13 protein-coding genes and 1 pseudogene are annotated in these 15,484 nt (G+C 71.7%); 11 read left to right on the plus strand and 3 right to left on the minus strand.

Annotated features, from left to right (window positions below):
- The first annotated feature begins 41 nt into the window (after positions 1-41).
- The 10 genes and pseudogenes from ACZ4V6_RS19500 (at position 42) to ACZ4V6_RS19545 (ending at position 11,675) form a co-directional block, all read left to right on the plus strand.
- Positions 42-1,109 (plus strand): hypothetical protein, encoded by a 1,068-nt coding sequence (locus ACZ4V6_RS19500; RefSeq protein WP_467828771.1) that lies wholly within the window; start codon positions 42-44, stop codon positions 1,107-1,109.
- A gap of 242 nt (positions 1,110-1,351) precedes the next feature.
- Complete coding sequence (locus tag ACZ4V6_RS19505) at positions 1,352-2,584, plus strand: M20 family metallopeptidase (protein WP_467828773.1); 1,233 nt, start codon at positions 1,352-1,354, stop codon at positions 2,582-2,584.
- A gap of 174 nt (positions 2,585-2,758) precedes the next feature.
- On the plus strand, positions 2,759-3,811 hold the full coding sequence (locus ACZ4V6_RS19510; RefSeq protein WP_467828776.1) for a BMP family lipoprotein: 1,053 nt from the start codon (positions 2,759-2,761) through the stop codon (positions 3,809-3,811).
- 272 nt (positions 3,812-4,083) lie between these two features.
- A complete protein-coding gene (locus ACZ4V6_RS19515; protein ID WP_467828779.1) occupies positions 4,084-5,133 on the plus strand; it encodes a BMP family lipoprotein in 1,050 nt (349 codons plus the stop codon).
- A 219-nt stretch (positions 5,134-5,352) separates the two neighbouring features.
- Entirely contained in the window at positions 5,353-6,918 is a 1,566-nt protein-coding gene (locus ACZ4V6_RS19520) for an ABC transporter ATP-binding protein (RefSeq protein ID WP_467828782.1), read from the plus strand.
- Positions 6,918-8,042, plus strand: coding sequence for an ABC transporter permease (locus tag ACZ4V6_RS19525; RefSeq protein ID WP_467828784.1), 1,125 nt, complete (start codon positions 6,918-6,920; stop codon positions 8,040-8,042). Before ACZ4V6_RS19520 ends, ACZ4V6_RS19525 begins: the two co-directional genes overlap by 1 nt.
- Positions 8,039-9,313, plus strand: coding sequence for an ABC transporter permease (locus ACZ4V6_RS19530; protein ID WP_467828786.1), 1,275 nt, complete (start codon positions 8,039-8,041; stop codon positions 9,311-9,313). The genes ACZ4V6_RS19525 and ACZ4V6_RS19530 overlap by 4 nt, the downstream gene beginning before the upstream one ends.
- Positions 9,310-9,702, plus strand: coding sequence for a cytidine deaminase (locus ACZ4V6_RS19535; protein WP_467828789.1), 393 nt, complete (start codon positions 9,310-9,312; stop codon positions 9,700-9,702). Before ACZ4V6_RS19530 ends, ACZ4V6_RS19535 begins: the two co-directional genes overlap by 4 nt.
- Positions 9,703-9,720: 18 nt before the next feature.
- Positions 9,721-10,998, plus strand: a complete 1,278-nt coding sequence (locus ACZ4V6_RS19540) for a thymidine phosphorylase (protein WP_467828985.1) — start codon at positions 9,721-9,723, stop codon at positions 10,996-10,998.
- 96 nt (positions 10,999-11,094) lie between these two features.
- Positions 11,095-11,675: pseudogene (locus ACZ4V6_RS19545) on the plus strand (Uma2 family endonuclease).
- A 1-nt stretch (position 11,676) separates the two neighbouring features.
- Here the strand turns inward: ACZ4V6_RS19545 and ACZ4V6_RS19550 are convergent.
- Positions 11,677-12,600 carry an AEC family transporter gene (locus ACZ4V6_RS19550; RefSeq protein WP_467828791.1) on the minus strand — a complete coding sequence of 308 codons (924 nt, stop codon included), beginning with the start codon at positions 12,598-12,600 and terminating at the stop codon, positions 11,677-11,679.
- 132 nt (positions 12,601-12,732) lie between these two features.
- Here ACZ4V6_RS19550 and ACZ4V6_RS19555 point away from each other — a divergent pair, with 132 nt between their 5' ends.
- Positions 12,733-13,119, plus strand: coding sequence for an STAS domain-containing protein (locus tag ACZ4V6_RS19555; RefSeq protein ID WP_467828794.1), 387 nt, complete (start codon positions 12,733-12,735; stop codon positions 13,117-13,119).
- Here ACZ4V6_RS19555 and ACZ4V6_RS19560 read toward each other — a convergent pair.
- Together ACZ4V6_RS19560 and ACZ4V6_RS19565 are read right to left on the minus strand one after the other, a co-directional pair.
- On the minus strand, positions 13,012-14,016 hold the full coding sequence (locus ACZ4V6_RS19560; RefSeq protein ID WP_467828797.1) for a sigma-70 family RNA polymerase sigma factor: 1,005 nt from the start codon (positions 14,014-14,016) through the stop codon (positions 13,012-13,014). The two genes, ACZ4V6_RS19555 and ACZ4V6_RS19560, sit on opposite strands and share 108 nt — an antisense overlap.
- 107 nt (positions 14,017-14,123) lie before the next feature.
- Positions 14,124-15,437, minus strand: coding sequence for an MFS transporter (locus ACZ4V6_RS19565; RefSeq protein ID WP_467828799.1), 1,314 nt, complete (start codon positions 15,435-15,437; stop codon positions 14,124-14,126).
- Positions 15,438-15,484: the final 47 nt, after the last annotated feature.

Genomic DNA, 15,484 nt, shown 5'->3' on the forward strand with positions numbered 1-15,484 from the left:
CCACCCTCCACCACGCCCTACGACGGGACGGTCGCACACCGATGAGCCCCCGTGCCGGGAACACCGGCTCCCGCACTCTCGCCTTCGTCGAGAGCCCGGTACAGCTGCTGAACGTACTGGAGTGGGCGCACACCCGTGCGCCCGGCGCGGAGCTCACCCTCGTCGTCCTCTCCCCGGTGGACCCCATGACCCGGGGCCAGCTGCGCCGCATGGCGGAACTGGCCCGGCGCGAGGGCCACGAGGTCCGCTGGGAGGAGGCGCGGGGCGGCGCCACGGCCCCCTTCCGCACGGTGGGGGGTCTGACGGCCCCCCTGCGCCGCGCCGACCGGGTCGTCATGGGCGACCCGTTCTCCCGCTACGTCCAGCTGCTCCTGACCATCACCCGCGCCCGCGACCTGGTCGTCGTCGACGACGGCACGGCCACGATGGAGTTCGTCACCCAGCTGGCCCGCGGCGAACGCCTGGTCCGCTGGCACCGCAAGGGCGCCCGGCCCGGCCCCCGCGACCTGCTCCTCGCCCCCGTCTCGGCGTCCGCCCGGCGACGCCTGACCCCGGCCCGGGGCCGCGACGTGGAGGTCTTCTCCGCCATGCCCGTGGACGACACCCCGGACGGCGTCACCGTCACTCCCAACGCCTTCGCCTGGACCCGTGCCCGCTTCGGCCCGCCCCGCATCACCAGGGGCGCCGACATGGTCGGCACCTCCCTGGTGGAGACGGGCGTCGTGGACGGCGACCGCTACGTGGACGCCGTACGCGGCCTCGCGCAGACCCACGGGGCCGCCCGCTACTTCGCCCACCGCCGCGAGAGCGCGGAGAAGCTCCACCGCCTGGCCGTCGAGACCGGCCTGGAGATCGTCCGCCCCGACCTCCCCCTGGAACTGATCGCCCGCCGCGGCCCCATCGGCCGCACCGTCCTCAGCTTCCCGTCCACGGTCGTCCACACCCTCCCGCTGGCCCTCGCCGGCACGGACGTCCGCGTCGCCGTCTGCGACATCGACCCCGCCTGGCTCACCCGCTCCGCCTCACCCCGGGCGAGCGGCTTCCTGTCGGGCGTGACGGGCACGGCGAGGGGGGCGCACCGGCTGTCGGCGGTGACGGGGGCCGGGTAGGGGCACCCGGCCGGGCCACGACGTGGACCACTCCGGCGTGGCACGCCCGTACCGTGGTATCCGTGGATACAGCAAGGAAAGCGGAGGCGGGCAGGGCAGCCAAAAGCGGGTGAGTTTACCCACCTCCGTCGGCAGCCATGCGCCGTACGGCCAACTTTTCTTCCCCTAACGGGTTGAACTTTTGTTGATCGCAGGACAGTTGACCGCCTCGGCGTCCTACCCTTCAAAGGGTGAAGCAATTGATGTCCCGAGAGTCCGAGGCCGACCCGTCCGGGGAAGCGCTGCTTCCCGGCACCCTTCCCGAGGCGCTGCGCGCCGAGCTCGTGGCCTTCCGCCGCGATCTGCACATGCACCCCGAGCTGGGCAATCAGGAGTTCCGCACGACCGCCGCGATCAAGGAGCGGCTCGAGCGGGCCGGTCTCAAGCCGCGGGTGCTCCCCGTCGGCACCGGGCTCGTCTGCGACATCGGCACGGACTCGGGGCAGTGGGCCGGCGGGCCGCGCATGCTCGCCCTGCGCGCCGACATCGACGCGCTGCCCATCCCGGACACCAAGAGCGAGTGCCCGTACCGCTCGATCGTCCCGGACCGCGCCCACGCCTGCGGGCACGACGTGCACACCACCGTCGTCCTCGGGACCGGTCTCGTCCTGGCCGCCCTGCACGAGCAGGGCCTGCTGCCCCGGCCCGTGCGGCTGATCTTCCAGCCCGCCGAGGAGGTGCTGCCCGGCGGCGCCGCCGACGCCATCGAGGGCGGCGCGCTCGACGGGGTGCGCCGGATCCTGGCCGTGCACTGCGACCCCCGGGTGGACGCCGGGAAGATCGGGCTGCGGGTGGGCCCCATCACCTCCGCCTGCGACCGGCTGGAGATCTCCCTGAACGGGCCCGGCGGGCACACCGCCCGGCCGCACCTGACGACCGACCTGGTCACCGCCGCCGCCCGCGTCGTCGTCGACGTGCCCGCGATCGTCGCCCGGCGGGTGGACAGCCGCAGCGGCCTCGCCATGACCTGGGGCCGGATCGACTGCGGCCACGCCCCGAACGTCATCCCGCAGCACGCCGAGCTCGCGGGCACCGTGCGCTGCCTCGACCTCGACGCCTGGCGCCAGGCGCCCGACCTCCTGGTCGGCGCCATCGACGAGGTCGCCAACCTGCACCGGGCCAAGTCCGAGATCACCTACGTGCGCGGGGTCCCCCCCGTCGTCAACGAGGTGACCAGCACCGAACTGCTCCAGGCCGCCATGGTCGCCCGGCGCGGCACGGACGCCGTCGAGAGCACCGAGCAGAGCCTCGGCGGCGAGGACTTCTCCTGGTACCTGGAGCACGTGCCCGGCGCGATGGCCCGGCTCGGCGTCCGGCCGCCCGGCGAGCGCACGGTGCGGGACCTGCACCAGGGCGACTTCGACGTGGACGAGCACGCCATCACCGTCGGCGTGGAGATGTTCACCGCGGCCGCCCTCATCGACGCCGTGCAGTAGCCCGCCCCGGTACCGTTCGACCGCGTTCGGCCCGGTGGCCCACCGGGCCGTGACGGGCCAGCGGCACGAATGGGTAACGGCCCCGCGGAATCCCGTTCCCAGGAGTTTCTACGCGCGTTAATGTGCGCCGAACCGAGCGCCCGCTGCGGGGCTTTGGAGAATGGGGAACTTCGGATGCGTCGGATATCGAGACTGACCCGCGTCGCGGTGGGGGTCGCGTCGCTCGCACTCGCCGCCACGGCCTGCGGAGGCACCAGCAGCGAAAGCGACAGCGTCGACAAGGGCACCAAGGGCGACAAGGGTCTCGCCATCGCCTACGACATCGGTGGCAAGGGCGACCAGTCCTTCAACGACGCCGCGTACGCGGGCCTGGAGCAGGCGAAGAAGGAGTTCGGCTACGAGACGGCCGACATCGAGCCCACCGAGGGCGAGACGGACGCCGACAAGGAGCAGCGGCTCGCCTCGCTGGCGAAGCAGGGCTACAACCCGGTCATCGGCGTCGGCTTCGCCTACGGCCCGGCGATGAAGGCCGTCGCGGAGAAGTACCCGGACACCACCTTCGGCATCGTGGACTCCGTCGTCGAGGGCAAGAACGTCGCCTCCCTCGTCTTCGCCGAGCAGGAGGCCTCCTACCTCGCCGGCGTCGCCGCCGCCAAGGCCACCAAGACCAGGACGGTCGGCTTCGTCGGCGGTGTGGACGTCCCGCTGATCCACAAGTTCGAGGCGGGCTTCAAGCAGGGCGTCACGGACACCGACCCCAAGGTCAAGGTGCTGTCGCAGTACCTGACGCAGACCGCGGAGGAGGGCGGCTTCTCCAGCCCCGACAAGGGCCGGGCCGCCGCCGAGGGCCAGATCGAGAAGAAGGCCGACGTCGTCTACCAGGCGGCCGGCCTCTCCGGCCAGGGCGTGATCGAGGCCGCCGCGAAGGCGAAGGTCTGGGCGATCGGCGTCGACTCCGACCAGTACAAGCAGGAAGCCCTGGCGGCGTACAAGGACTACATCCTGACCTCCGCCCTCAAGGACATCGACGGCGCGGTGTACGCCCTGGCCAAGTCGGTGAAGGACGGCAAGCCGCTGACCGGCACCCAGACCTTCGACCTGAAGTCCGACGGCGTGGGCCTGTCCGACAGCAATCCGAAGTTCGCCGGGGTCCCGGGCGCCAAGGACGCCGTGGCCAAGGCCAAGGAGGGCATCGTCAGCGGTTCGATCAAGGTCAAGACCGAGTAGACGGCCGCACGGAACCCCATGAAGCGGGCGGGCGCCCCCGGCGCCCGCCCGCTTCGGCGTTCCCGCGGGCCGGGCCCCAGGCCCGTCGCGTCACCCTCCGCCACCCCGCGTTCGCGGCCGGCAAGCCCCCGGCCCTCCTCCGCGTCACCTTGCTCACGGGCGGATAACAAGGTGGACAGAAGGGGTTTTCAGGCAGGTCTACGCGCGTTAATCTGCGGCGAAGCCAGCGCCGAAGCCGAACCGTACGGCGCTTGTACGACAGGAGCTCCACAATGCGCCGGATTTCCCGGATCACGGTCGCAGGCGCAGCGACCGCCTCCCTGGCCCTCGCCCTCGCCGCCTGCGGTGGTACCTCGACCTCCTCCGGGTCGTCCGAGTCGAAGGGCGACAAGGGCCTCGCCATCGCCTACGACGTCGGCGGCAAGGGCGACCAGTCCTTCAACGACGCCGCCTTCTCGGGCCTGGAGCAGGCGAAGAAGGAGTTCGGCTACGAGACGGCCGACATCGAGCCCACCGAGGGCGAGACGGACGCCGACAAGGAGCAGCGCCTCGCGTCGCTGGCGAAGCAGGGCTACAACCCGGTCATCGGCGTCGGCTACGCGTACGCCACCGCCATGAAGAGCGCCGCCGAGAAGTACCCGGACACCACCTTCGGCATCGTGGACGACGCCACGATCGAAGCGAAGAACGTGGCGGACCTGGTCTTCAACGAGGAGGAGGCCTCCTACCTCGCCGGCGTCGCCGCCGCCAAGAGCACCAAGACCAACACGGTCGGCTTCGTCGGCGGTGTGGACGTCCCGCTGATCCACAAGTTCCAGGCCGGCTTCGAGCAGGGCGTCACGGACACCAATCCCAAGGTCAAGGTGCTGTCGCAGTACCTGACGCAGACCGCGGAGGAGGGCGGCTTCTCCAGCCCCGACAAGGGCAAGACCGCCGCCGAGGGCCAGATCGAGAAGAAGGCCGACGTCGTCTACGCCGCCGCCGGCCTCTCCGGCCAGGGCGTGATCGAGGCCGCCGCGGCCCACAAGATCTGGGCGATCGGCGTCGACTCCGACCAGTACAAGCAGGAAGCCCTGGCCAAGTACAAGGACCAGATCCTGACTTCGGCCACCAAGGACGTCGCCAAGGCCGTGTACAACCTGGCGAAGTCGGTCAAGGACGGCAAGCCGGCGACCGGTATCGTCAAGGGCGATCTGAAGTCCGGCGAGGTCGGCCTGTCGGTCTCCAACCCGAAGTTCGCGAACGACGCCGAGCTCCAGGCAGCCATCAAGACGGCCAAGGAGAAGATCGTCAGCGGCGAGATCAAGGTCAAGAGCAGCTGACCTGAGCACCACCTCGAACAGCGTGTAACCGCGGGGTTGCGCCGCTCGGCGGGGTACGGGGAGGGCGCTTCGGTCCTCCTCGTACCCCGTCGTGTCGATGTGCCGCCGCCGCTTCAGATGCCGTAGGGGCGCTACGCGCGTAGACGACCCCCGTCCCCAGGAGAGTGCGCCATCAACGCGTCCAGCAGCCCTCCGGCCGGAGCGGCGGTCAACGAATCGGTGACCGCCGTCGAACTCGCCGGGATCACCAAGCGTTTCCCCGGTGTCGTGGCCAACCGCGACATCCACCTCACCGTCCGCAAGGGCACCGTCCACGCCCTCGTCGGCGAGAACGGCGCCGGCAAGTCGACGCTGATGAAGATCCTCTACGGCATGCAGAAGCCGGACGAGGGCACCATCGCGATCGACGGCGAGCAGGTCTCCTTCTCGTCGCCCGCCGACGCCATCGTCCGCGGCATCGGCATGGTCCACCAGCACTTCATGCTCGCCGACAACCTCACGGTCCTCGAGAACGTGGTCCTCGGCAGCGAGAAGCTGTACGGCATCGGCGGCAGGGCCCGCCGCAAGATCAAGGAGATCTCCGACCGTTACGGCCTGGGCGTGCGCCCCGACGTCCTGGTCGAGGAGCTCGGCGTCGCCGCCCGCCAGCGCGTGGAGATCCTCAAGGTCCTCTACCGCGGCGCCCGCACGCTGATCCTCGACGAGCCGACGGCCGTCCTGGTGCCGCAGGAGGTGGACGCCCTCTTCGACAACCTGCGCGAGCTGAAGGCCGAGGGGCTGTCCGTCATCTTCATCTCCCACAAGCTGGGCGAGGTCCTCTCCGTCGCGGACGACATCACCGTCATCCGCCGCGGCACCACGGTCGGCACGGCCGTGCCCGCCGAGACCTCCCCGCGCCAGCTCGCCGAGCTGATGGTGGGCAGCGAGCTGCCGACGCCGGAGACGGCGGAGTCGACGGTCACCGACCGTCCGGTCCTCACCGTCGACACGCTGCGCCTGGTGGCGCCGGGCGGCAAGGCCCTGCTCGACGACGTCTCCTTCACCATCCACGCCGGCGAGGTCCTCGGCATCGCCGGTGTGGAGGGCAACGGCCAGACCGAGCTGGTCGACGCGCTGATCGGCCTGCGCCACGCCGACTCCGGCACCATCCGCTTCCTCGGCGAGGACATCACCTCCCTGCCCACCCGCAAGCGCCGCGAGCAGGGCGTCGGCTACATCCCCGAGGACCGCCACCGGCACGGCCTGCTCCTGGAGGCCCCCCTCTGGGAGAACCGCATCCTCGGCCACGTCACCGAGAAGCCCAACGCCAAGGGCGTCTGGCTGGACCCGAAGGCCGCGCAGGAGGACACCCGCCGCATAGTCGAGGCGTACGACGTCCGCACCCCCGGCATCGACGTCACCGCGGCCTCCCTGTCCGGCGGCAACCAGCAGAAGCTGATCGTCGGCCGCGAGATGAGCCACGAGCCGCGCTTCCTGATCGCCGCCCACCCCACGCGCGGCGTGGACGTCGGCGCGCAGGCCGCGATCTGGGACCACATCCGCGAGGCCCGCCGCGAGGGCCTGGCCGTGCTGCTGATCTCCGCCGACCTGGACGAGCTGATCGGCCTGTCCGACACCCTCCGGGTGATCTACGACGGCAAGCTGGTCGCGGACGCCGACCCGGCCACCATCACCCCCGAGGAGCTGGGCTCGGCGATGACCGGCGCCGCCTCGGGCCACCTGGAACACGACGAGACCCCCGAGATCCGCAAGTCTCCCGAGTCTCCGGAAGACGAGGCCCGCTGATGAAGAAGTTCGACAAGGAGCGCGTGCTCCTCGCGGTGGCCGGACCGGTCATCGCGCTCGCCGTGGCCTTCGTGCTCAGCGCGATCGTCCTGATCGCCTCGGGCAAGAACCCGGTCGAGCCGTTCGCCCTCATGTTCGAGCAGGCCGGTTTCTCCGACATCCAGGTCCTGATCGTCAACCAGGCGTCGATGTACTACATCGCGGCCCTCGCGGTCGCCATCGGCTTCCGGATGAACCTGTTCAACATCGGCGTCGACGGCCAGTACCAGCTCGCCGCCATGATGGCCGCGATCGTCGGCGCCCACGCGAACCTGCCGGCCGCCCTCCAGATCCCGCTGCTGCTCCTGACCGCCGTGTGCACCGGCGCCTTCTGGTCCGGCGTCGCCGGTGTCCTCAAGATCACCCGCGGCGTCAGCGAGGTCGTCGCGACGATCATGCTCAACGCCATCGCCACCGCCGTCATCGGCTACCTGTGGCTGCCGGACGTCTTCGGCGTCAAGATCGGCAACAACAACACCACCGGCGAGATGCACGAGTCCGGCTGGATCCCCGGCATCGACATGGGCGCGGCCGGCGAGGTCTACGGCCTGGTGATCCTCGCCGTCCTGCTCGGCATCGGCTACTGGATCGTCCTCAACCGCACCCGCTTCGGCTTCGACCTGCGCGCCTCGGGCGCCTCCGAGTCCGCCGCCGCGGCCAGCGGCGTGGACCCCAAGCGCATGGTGCTCACCGCGATGCTCATCTCCGGCGGCCTCGCCGGTCTCGCGGGCCTGCCGATCCTGCTCGGCGGCACCCACACCTACAGCCTGAACTTCCCCACCGGCATCGGCTTCCTCGGCATCGGCATCGCCCTGCTCGGCCGCAACAGCCCGGTCGGCATCGCCTTCGCCGCCCTGCTGTGGGCCTGGCTCGACAAGGCCAGCCCCGAGCTGGACTTCCACGGCTACGACAAGGAGATCGCGGTCATCATGCAGGGCCTGATCGTCCTGTCCGTCGTCGTCTCCTACGAGGCCGTCCGCGAGTGGGGCCTGCGCCGCCAGCAGCGCCGGGTCGGCGCGGAGCTGGCCGCCGGTCACGTCCTCGGCGCCACCGACAACACCCAGAAGGAGGTGGCTGGCCGATGACCACGCCGACCTCAGCGACCGACGTCAACCAGCCCTCGCTGCAGAGCGCGGCGCCGACCGGCCGCCGCATGCCGCTGCCCGTACTGCTGCTGGTCATCGTCGGAGCCCTGGCGCTGACCTCGATCGTCCGGCTCATCACCGGCGCCGACGGCATCACCAACGTCAGCCAGATGTCCACCGCGCTCCAGCTCGCCGTGCCCATCGGCCTCGCCGGTCTCGGCGGCCTGTGGGCCGAGCGCGCGGGCGTCGTCAACATCGGCCTCGAGGGCATGATGATCCTCGGCACCTGGTTCGGCGCCTGGGCCGGCTTCCAGTGGGGCCCGTGGACCGGTGTCCTCGTCGGCATCGTCGGCGGCGCGATCGGCGGTCTGCTGCACGCGATCGTCACCGTCACCTTCAACGTCAACCACATCGTCTCCGGTGTGGCCATCAACATCCTCGCCCTGGGCGCCACCCGCTACCTGGCCCCGCTCGCCTTCGAGGGCCACCAGGGCGGCTCGGCCAAGCAGTCCCCGCCGGTCGACTCCCTCGGCCACTTCACGGTGCCGGGGCTGTCCGACGGGCTGCAGACCCTCAACGACAAGGGCTGGTTCCTGGTCTCGGACGTCGCCGGCCTGCTCGGCGGCCTGGTCACCGACGTGTCCTGGCTGACCCTGATCGCCGTCGCCCTGATCCCCGCCACCTGGTGGATCCTGTGGCGCACGCCGTTCGGCCTGCGCCTGCGCTCCTGCGGCGAGAACCCGGTCGCCGCCGAGTCCCTCGGCGTCAACGTCTACAAGTACAAGTACCTCGCCGTGATCATCTCCGGCGGTCTGGCCGGCCTCGGCGGTGTCTTCCTCTCCATCGTGGCCAACCCCTTCTACCTGGAGGGCCAGACCAGCGGCCGCGGCTACATCGGCCTCGCGGCGATGATCTTCGGCAACTGGATGCCGGGCGGCCTCGCCATCGGCGCCGGCCTCTTCGGCTACACCGACAGCCTCAACCTGCGCGGCGGCTCCGCCAACGTGCACGCCCTGCTGCTGCTCGGCGCGCTCCTGCTGGTCGCCGGCGCCATCTGGCTGGCGGTCCGCAAGAAGTACGTCAACGCCGTGGTCACGCTGGTCGTCGGCGCGCTGGTCTTCGCCTGGTACGCGAGCACCGACGAGGTCCCGAACCAGGTCGTCTCCGCCACGCCGTACGTCGTCACCCTCGTCGTCCTCGCCCTGTCCGCGCAGCGCCTGCGGATGCCGAAGGCGGACGGCATGCAGTACCGGAAGGGGCAGGGCAAGTGACCGGCGTCGACTGGGAGGCCCTGCGCACGGCGGCCCGGGACGCGATGTCCCGGGCGTACGCCCCCTACTCCGGGTACGCCGTGGGCGCCGCCGCCCTCGTCGACGACGGCCGCACGGTCACCGGCTGCAACGTGGAGAACGCCAGCTACGGCATCGGCCTGTGCGCCGAGTGCGGCCTGGTCTCCCAGCTCCAGCTGACCGGCGGCGGCCGGCTGACGCACTTCGCCTGCGTCGACGGCCACGGCGAGATCCTGGTGCCGTGCGGGCGCTGCCGCCAGCTGCTGTACGAGTTCGGCGGTCCGGAGCTGCTGCTGGAGACCCCGGCCGGGGTGCTCCCGCTCTCGGAGATGCTCCCGCAGGCCTTCGGCCCCGACCACCTCACGAAGTAAGGAAAGCCAGACATGGCCATGGACGTCATCTCCGTCATCCGCACCAAGCGGGACCGCGGCGAACTCAGCGGTGAGCAGATCGACTGGGTCATCGACGCGTACACCCGCGGCGAGGTGGCCGACGAGCAGATGTCGGCCCTCGCGATGGCGATCCTGCTCAACGGCATGAACCGCGGCGAGATCGCCCGCTGGACGGCCGCGATGATCGCCTCGGGCGAGCGCATGGACTTCTCGTCCCTGTCCCGCCCGACCGCCGACAAGCACTCCACGGGCGGCGTCGGCGACAAGATCACCCTGCCGCTCGCACCGCTGGTCGCGGCCTGCGGCGCAGCCGTCCCGCAGCTGTCGGGCCGCGGCCTCGGCCACACCGGCGGCACCCTGGACAAGCTGGAGTCGATCCCCGGCTGGCGCGCGCTGCTGTCCAACGAGGAGATGCTGAACGTCCTGGACGGCGTCGGCGCGGTGATCTGCGCGGCGGGCGACGGCCTGGCCCCGGCGGACAAGAAGCTGTACGCGCTGCGCGACGTCACGGGCACGGTCGAGGCGATCCCGCTCATCGCCTCGTCGATCATGTCGAAGAAGATCGCGGAGGGCACCGGCTCCCTGGTCCTGGACGTGAAGGTGGGCAGCGGCGCCTTCATGAAGACGATCGAGGACGCCCGCGAGCTGGCCTCCACGATGGTCGGCCTCGGCACCGACCACGGCGTGAAGACGGTCGCGCTGCTCACCGACATGGCCACCCCGCTCGGCCTCACCGCGGGCAACGCCCTGGAGGTCCGCGAGTCCGTCGAGGTCCTGGCCGGCGGCGGCCCGTCCGACGTGGTCGAGCTGACCCTCGCCCTGGCCCGCGAGATGCTCGACGCGGCGGGTCTGAAGGACGCCGACCCGGCGAAGGCCCTCGCCGACGGCTCCGCGATGGACGTCTGGCGCCGCATGATCGCGGCCCAGGGCGGCGACCCGGACGCCGAGCTTCCCACCTCGAAGGAGCAGCACGTGGTGAAGGCCGCCTCCTCGGGCGTCCTGACCCGCCTCGACGCCTACGACATCGGCGTCGCCGCCTGGCGCCTCGGCGCGGGCCGCGCCCGCAAGGAGGACCCGGTGCAGGCCGCCGCCGGCGTCGAACTCCACGCCAAGCCCGGGGACACCGTCACCGAGGGCCAGCCCCTCCTGACCCTCCACACGGACACCCCGGACCGCTTCGCGTACGCGCTCGCGGCGGTGGAGGGCTCGTACGACATCGCGCCGGCGGGCACGGACTTCACCGCCTCGCCGGTGGTGCTGGAGCGCATCGCCTGACCTGCGCTTTCATCTTTCGGGTGAACGGGATCGGCAGACCACTGCCGGTCCCGTTCGGCACGCTGGGATCGGTGACGCACCGATGGGAGAACCGCCGTGAGGGCACTCACCGTGAGCCAGGAGCCCGACCGGAACTGGGACGACCTCGTCCGGTTCCGGGAGGAGAGGGAATGGCCCGAGGGCAGCAAGGTGGAGATCATCGAGGGGATCATCACCGTGTCACCTGCTCCGGGACTGCCTCACAACGACATCACCGAATTCAGCGCCGTTTGTACTCGATGATCCCTGGCCGTTGGGGGATCTACCAGACCCTCGCGCTCTCGGTGCCGTCCCGCCTCGGGATGCTGATCCCGGATCTCGTGGTGGCACAGCTGCCCGATCACACGGAGTCCGACACCCACATCCCGGCCGCTCTCGCGGAGCTCGTCGTCGAGGTGACCTCCAAGTCCGACGCCCGGCACGACCGCATCAGCAAGCCCGCTGCCTACGCCACCGCCGGCATCCCGCTCTACCTCCTCATCGACCGCTGGGCCCCCGGCGGACCCACCGCGACGCTCCACGGTGAACCGGAGGGCGACGTCTACCGGGTGCTGAGCGCCGCCAAGTCCGGCGATCCCCTCACCCTGCCCGCCCCCTTCGGCCTGGTCATCGACACCGGCGAGTTCCCCGAGGCCTGACTCACCCCAGCACCGCGGCCACCCCCACCAGCACCGGCACGGACACCACCGTCGACACCAGGATCGCGTCCCGCGCCAGCCGCTCGCCCACCCCGTACGTCGACGCGTACGTGTACAGGTTCTGCGCGGCGGGCAGTGCCGACGTCACCACCACGTCCAGCAGCCGAGGGCCCCGCAGCCCGAACACCCCCGACGCCAGCGCCCAGGCCACCGCCGGCTGACCCGCCACCTTCAACGCCACCGCCAGCAGCACCGGCCGCCGCTCCGCGCCCCGCAGGGGCATCGTGGAGCCGCACAGGCCGATGCCGAAGGCCAGCAGCACCGCCGGGACCGACATGTTGCCGATCAGCGTCACCGGGTCCATGACCGCGTCCGGCACCCGCAGCCCGCTCGCGGCGACCGCCACCCCGGCGAGCGAGCCCAGCGCGATCGGATTGCGCAGCGGCGTGAGCAGCCGCCGCGTCACCGAGCCGCCCCGGCCGCCCTCGCCCGACAGGTCCAGCAGCGTCACCGCCACCGGCGTCACCAGCACCAGCTGGAACAGCAGCACCGGCGCCACCAGCGAGGCGTCGCCCAGCACGTACACGGCGATCGGGATGCCGAGGTTGCCGGAGTTGACATAACCCGAGCACAGCGCGCCGATCGTCGTACGGCCCACGCCCCAGCCCCGTACCGCACCCACCGCCACGAAGACGCCGGCCACCGCGACCGTGGACAGCGCCGTCACCAGGAGGCGGCTGGAGAACACCACCGAGAGGTCGGCCCCCGCGAGCGTGGTGAACAGCAGGGCCGGGGAGGCCACATGGAAGGCGAGCCTCGTCAGGACCTCGCGCCCCTGGGGGCCGAGGTGGCCGCGCCGCCCCAGCACATAGCCGACGCCGATCACCACCGCGATCACCGCGAAGCCGGTCAGCACCCCCTGCACGGCGACGCCTCCCCGGTCACGAGGAGGCGAAGAGCGTCGGGCAGCGCGGCGCGCCGGGGTATGCGGGGCATACGTCAAACCCTCCGGGGGAGGGCGCGGGCAGGTCAATGTGATCTCTGCCCGCGGGCACCGATGAGTTCCCCGCCCGCCCCTGGTCTACCGCACGTGGACGCCGTGACACCCGCCGTACTCGTGCTGCCGGGGCCTGTCTCCCGCGGGGAGACGCCCCGGCTCTGCGACGAGGTGCGCGCACTGCTGGAAACCACCCGGGCCGGGGTGGTCGTCTGCGACGTCGGCGGTCTCGGACCGCCCGGGCTCGCCGTCGTCGACCTGCTGGCCCGGCTGGAGCTCACCGCCCGGCGGGGCGGGGGCCGGATACGGCTGCGCGACCCCGATCCCGCGCTGTACGCCCTACTCGACCTCGTCGGTCTCCGCTTCGAGACGGAGGGGCAGGTCGAACAGCGGGAACCACCGCTTGGTGTCCAGGAAGCAGTGGAACCCGGTGATGCGGCCGTCTGAGATCTCCAGCACCTGGACCGCCCACGGCGCGAAACCGCCCGCCTCCGGGTCCGGCTTGTAGTGCGCGAAGGCCGGCAGCCCGTTGGCCTGGACCGATACCAGCCGCGAGCCCGCGCACGCGGCGCCGAGCGTCGACATGAAACCGGTGATGTCCGACGGGCCGGCCAGCCACAGGTCGAACGGCGGCATGGTCATGACCGCGTCCTCGTGCAGCAGCGCCGTCAGCGCCGTCATGTCGTAGTCCTCGAAGGCCGCGACGTAGCGCTCCAGGAGCTTCTGCTGCTCCTCGTCCAGCGGGTCGGACACCGCCGCGTCCGCGCCCCTCTCCTCCCGCTCGGCGAGGGTCGCCCGGGCCCGCTGGAGGGCACTGTTGACGGACGCGACCGTCGTGCCGAGCAGCTCGGCGACCTCGCTCGCCCTCCACGCCAGCACCTCGCGCAGGATCAGCACCGCCCGCTGCTTGGGCGGCAGTTGCTGGAGCGCCGCCATGAAGGCGAGCCGCACCGACTCCTTGGCGACGGCGGCCTCCGCCGGGTCGGCCGTCGCCGGCAGCACGCGGGCGTCCGGCACCGGCTCCAGCCAGGTGTTGTCCGGGCGGGGCGACAGGGCGGCCCGGGCGAGCGGCGTCGAGTCCGTCAGGTCCATCGGGCGGGCCCGCTTGTTGCCCGCGGACAGCATGTCCAGGCAGACGTTGGTCGCGATGCGGTACAGCCAGGAGCGGAGACTGGAGCGGCCCTCGAACTTGTCGTAGCTCCGCCAGGCACGGACCAGGGTGTCCTGCACCGCGTCCTCGGCCTCGAAGGAGGAACCGAGCATCCGGTAGCAGTACCCCGTCAGCTCGACCCGGTGCTTCTCCAGTGCGGAGTCCAGCTCCGGCGTCACGGTGCCGTCGGTCATCGTCCACCCACCCCTGTGGCCGTCCCTCGTGCGCGTCTTCGCGCCTCGCACTTCGGAAGCTACCGCAGGGGACTGACAATGGCCCGTGGAGTCGGGAAAAGCACAGGTCAGCGGGTGACGCCCAGAGTCCGGACCGGAGCGCCCGCGCCCTGGCGGCGCGCCGCCAGCGTCCCGAGGGCCGTGATCGCCACGACGCCCAGCACCGCCAGCAGCCCGACCCCGACCGTCCCGGCCCAGCCGCCGGAGTGGAAGGCCACCGCGCCCACCGTGCTGCCCGCGCTGGAGCCGATGTAGTAGGCGGACTGGTACAGCGCCGACGCCTGGGCGCGGCCGTGCGTGGCCGTCCTGCCGACCGCCGACGAGGCCACCGCGTGCCCGGCGAAGAAGCCCGCCGTGATCAGCACCAGCCCCAGCAGGACCAGCGGCAGCGAGGGCGCGAGGGACAGCAGCAGACCCGCCGCCGTCGTGCCGCCGCCCAGGTACAGGGCCCCGCGGCGCCCGAGCCGGCCCACCAGCCGGCCCGCCGCGGACGCCGAGACCGTCCCGACCAGGTACACCAGGAAGATCGAGCCGATGACCCCCTGCGGCAGGGAGAACGGGGCCTCGGTCAGGCGGTAACCGATCACCGTGTAGACGCCGCCGAACACCGTCATGAACAGCGCGCCGATCGCGTACAGGCGGCGCAGCAGCGGGTCGGACAGGTGGTCGCGGACCGTGCTGACCAGGACCCGGGGGCGCAGCGACCCCGCCGTGAAGTGCCGCGGCGCCGGCAGCAGCAGCCGGAAGGCCACCGCGCACGCCACCGCGACCAGGCCGATCACCCCGACGGCGGCCCGCCAGCCCCACTCCTGCGCGACCCAGCCGGTGATGACGCGGCCGCTCATGCCGCCGACGCTGTTGCCCGCCACGAACAGTCCGATCGCGGTGACCAGCGCCCGCGGCCGCACCTCCTCCGCGAGGTACGCCGTCGCCGAGGCCGGCAGCCCGGCCAGTGCCGCGCCCTGCACCGCGCGCAGCGCGACCAGCGCCGGCAGCGACGGGGCGAGGGGCACCAGCAGCCCGACGGTCACCGCGACCGCCAGCGACGCCGTCATGACCGTACGCCGTCCGAAGCGCTCCGACAGGGCGCTCATCGGCAGGACGAACACCGCCAGGCCGCCCGTCGCGGCGGCCACCGTCCAGCTCGCGTCGCCCGCCGACACCCCGAGGTCGCCGGAGATCAGCGGCAGCAGGGCCTGGGTGGAGTACAGGAGCGCGAAGGTCGCGACGCCCGCGAGGAAGAGGGCGAAACTCATCCGGCGGTAGCCGGGACCGCCCGGTGCCATCCGGGAGTCGGCGACGGCGGCGGAGACGGAGGGGGCGGGGGAGACGGATGCAGCGGCGCCCACGGTGGTGGACGCCCCGGTATCGGCGGGAGTCATGCTGCGAAGGTACGGAGCACGAGACTCATCCGTCCAATGCATGGAAT

Source organism: Streptomyces sp. NPDC029152, from assembly GCF_055564355.1.

What these genes read in the sequence shown, in the direction of transcription:
- ACZ4V6_RS19500 (WP_467828771.1), top strand. Translation starts at nt 42, where the DNA reads ATGAGCCCCCGTGCCGGGAACACCGGCTCCCGCACTCTCGCCTTCGTC.
- ACZ4V6_RS19505 (WP_467828773.1), top strand. Translation starts at nt 1,352, where the DNA reads ATGTCCCGAGAGTCCGAGGCCGACCCGTCCGGGGAAGCGCTGCTTCCC.
- ACZ4V6_RS19510 (WP_467828776.1), top strand. Translation starts at nt 2,759, where the DNA reads ATGCGTCGGATATCGAGACTGACCCGCGTCGCGGTGGGGGTCGCGTCG.
- ACZ4V6_RS19515 (WP_467828779.1), top strand. Translation starts at nt 4,084, where the DNA reads ATGCGCCGGATTTCCCGGATCACGGTCGCAGGCGCAGCGACCGCCTCC.
- ACZ4V6_RS19525 (WP_467828784.1), top strand. Translation starts at nt 6,918, where the DNA reads ATGAAGAAGTTCGACAAGGAGCGCGTGCTCCTCGCGGTGGCCGGACCG.
- ACZ4V6_RS19530 (WP_467828786.1), top strand. Translation starts at nt 8,039, where the DNA reads ATGACCACGCCGACCTCAGCGACCGACGTCAACCAGCCCTCGCTGCAG.
- ACZ4V6_RS19540 (WP_467828985.1), top strand. Translation starts at nt 9,721, where the DNA reads ATGGACGTCATCTCCGTCATCCGCACCAAGCGGGACCGCGGCGAACTC.
- ACZ4V6_RS19555 (WP_467828794.1), top strand. Translation starts at nt 12,733, where the DNA reads ATGAGTTCCCCGCCCGCCCCTGGTCTACCGCACGTGGACGCCGTGACA.
- ACZ4V6_RS19560 (WP_467828797.1), bottom strand. Translation starts at nt 14,016, where the DNA reads ATGACCGACGGCACCGTGACGCCGGAGCTGGACTCCGCACTGGAGAAG.
- ACZ4V6_RS19565 (WP_467828799.1), bottom strand. Translation starts at nt 15,437, where the DNA reads ATGACTCCCGCCGATACCGGGGCGTCCACCACCGTGGGCGCCGCTGCA.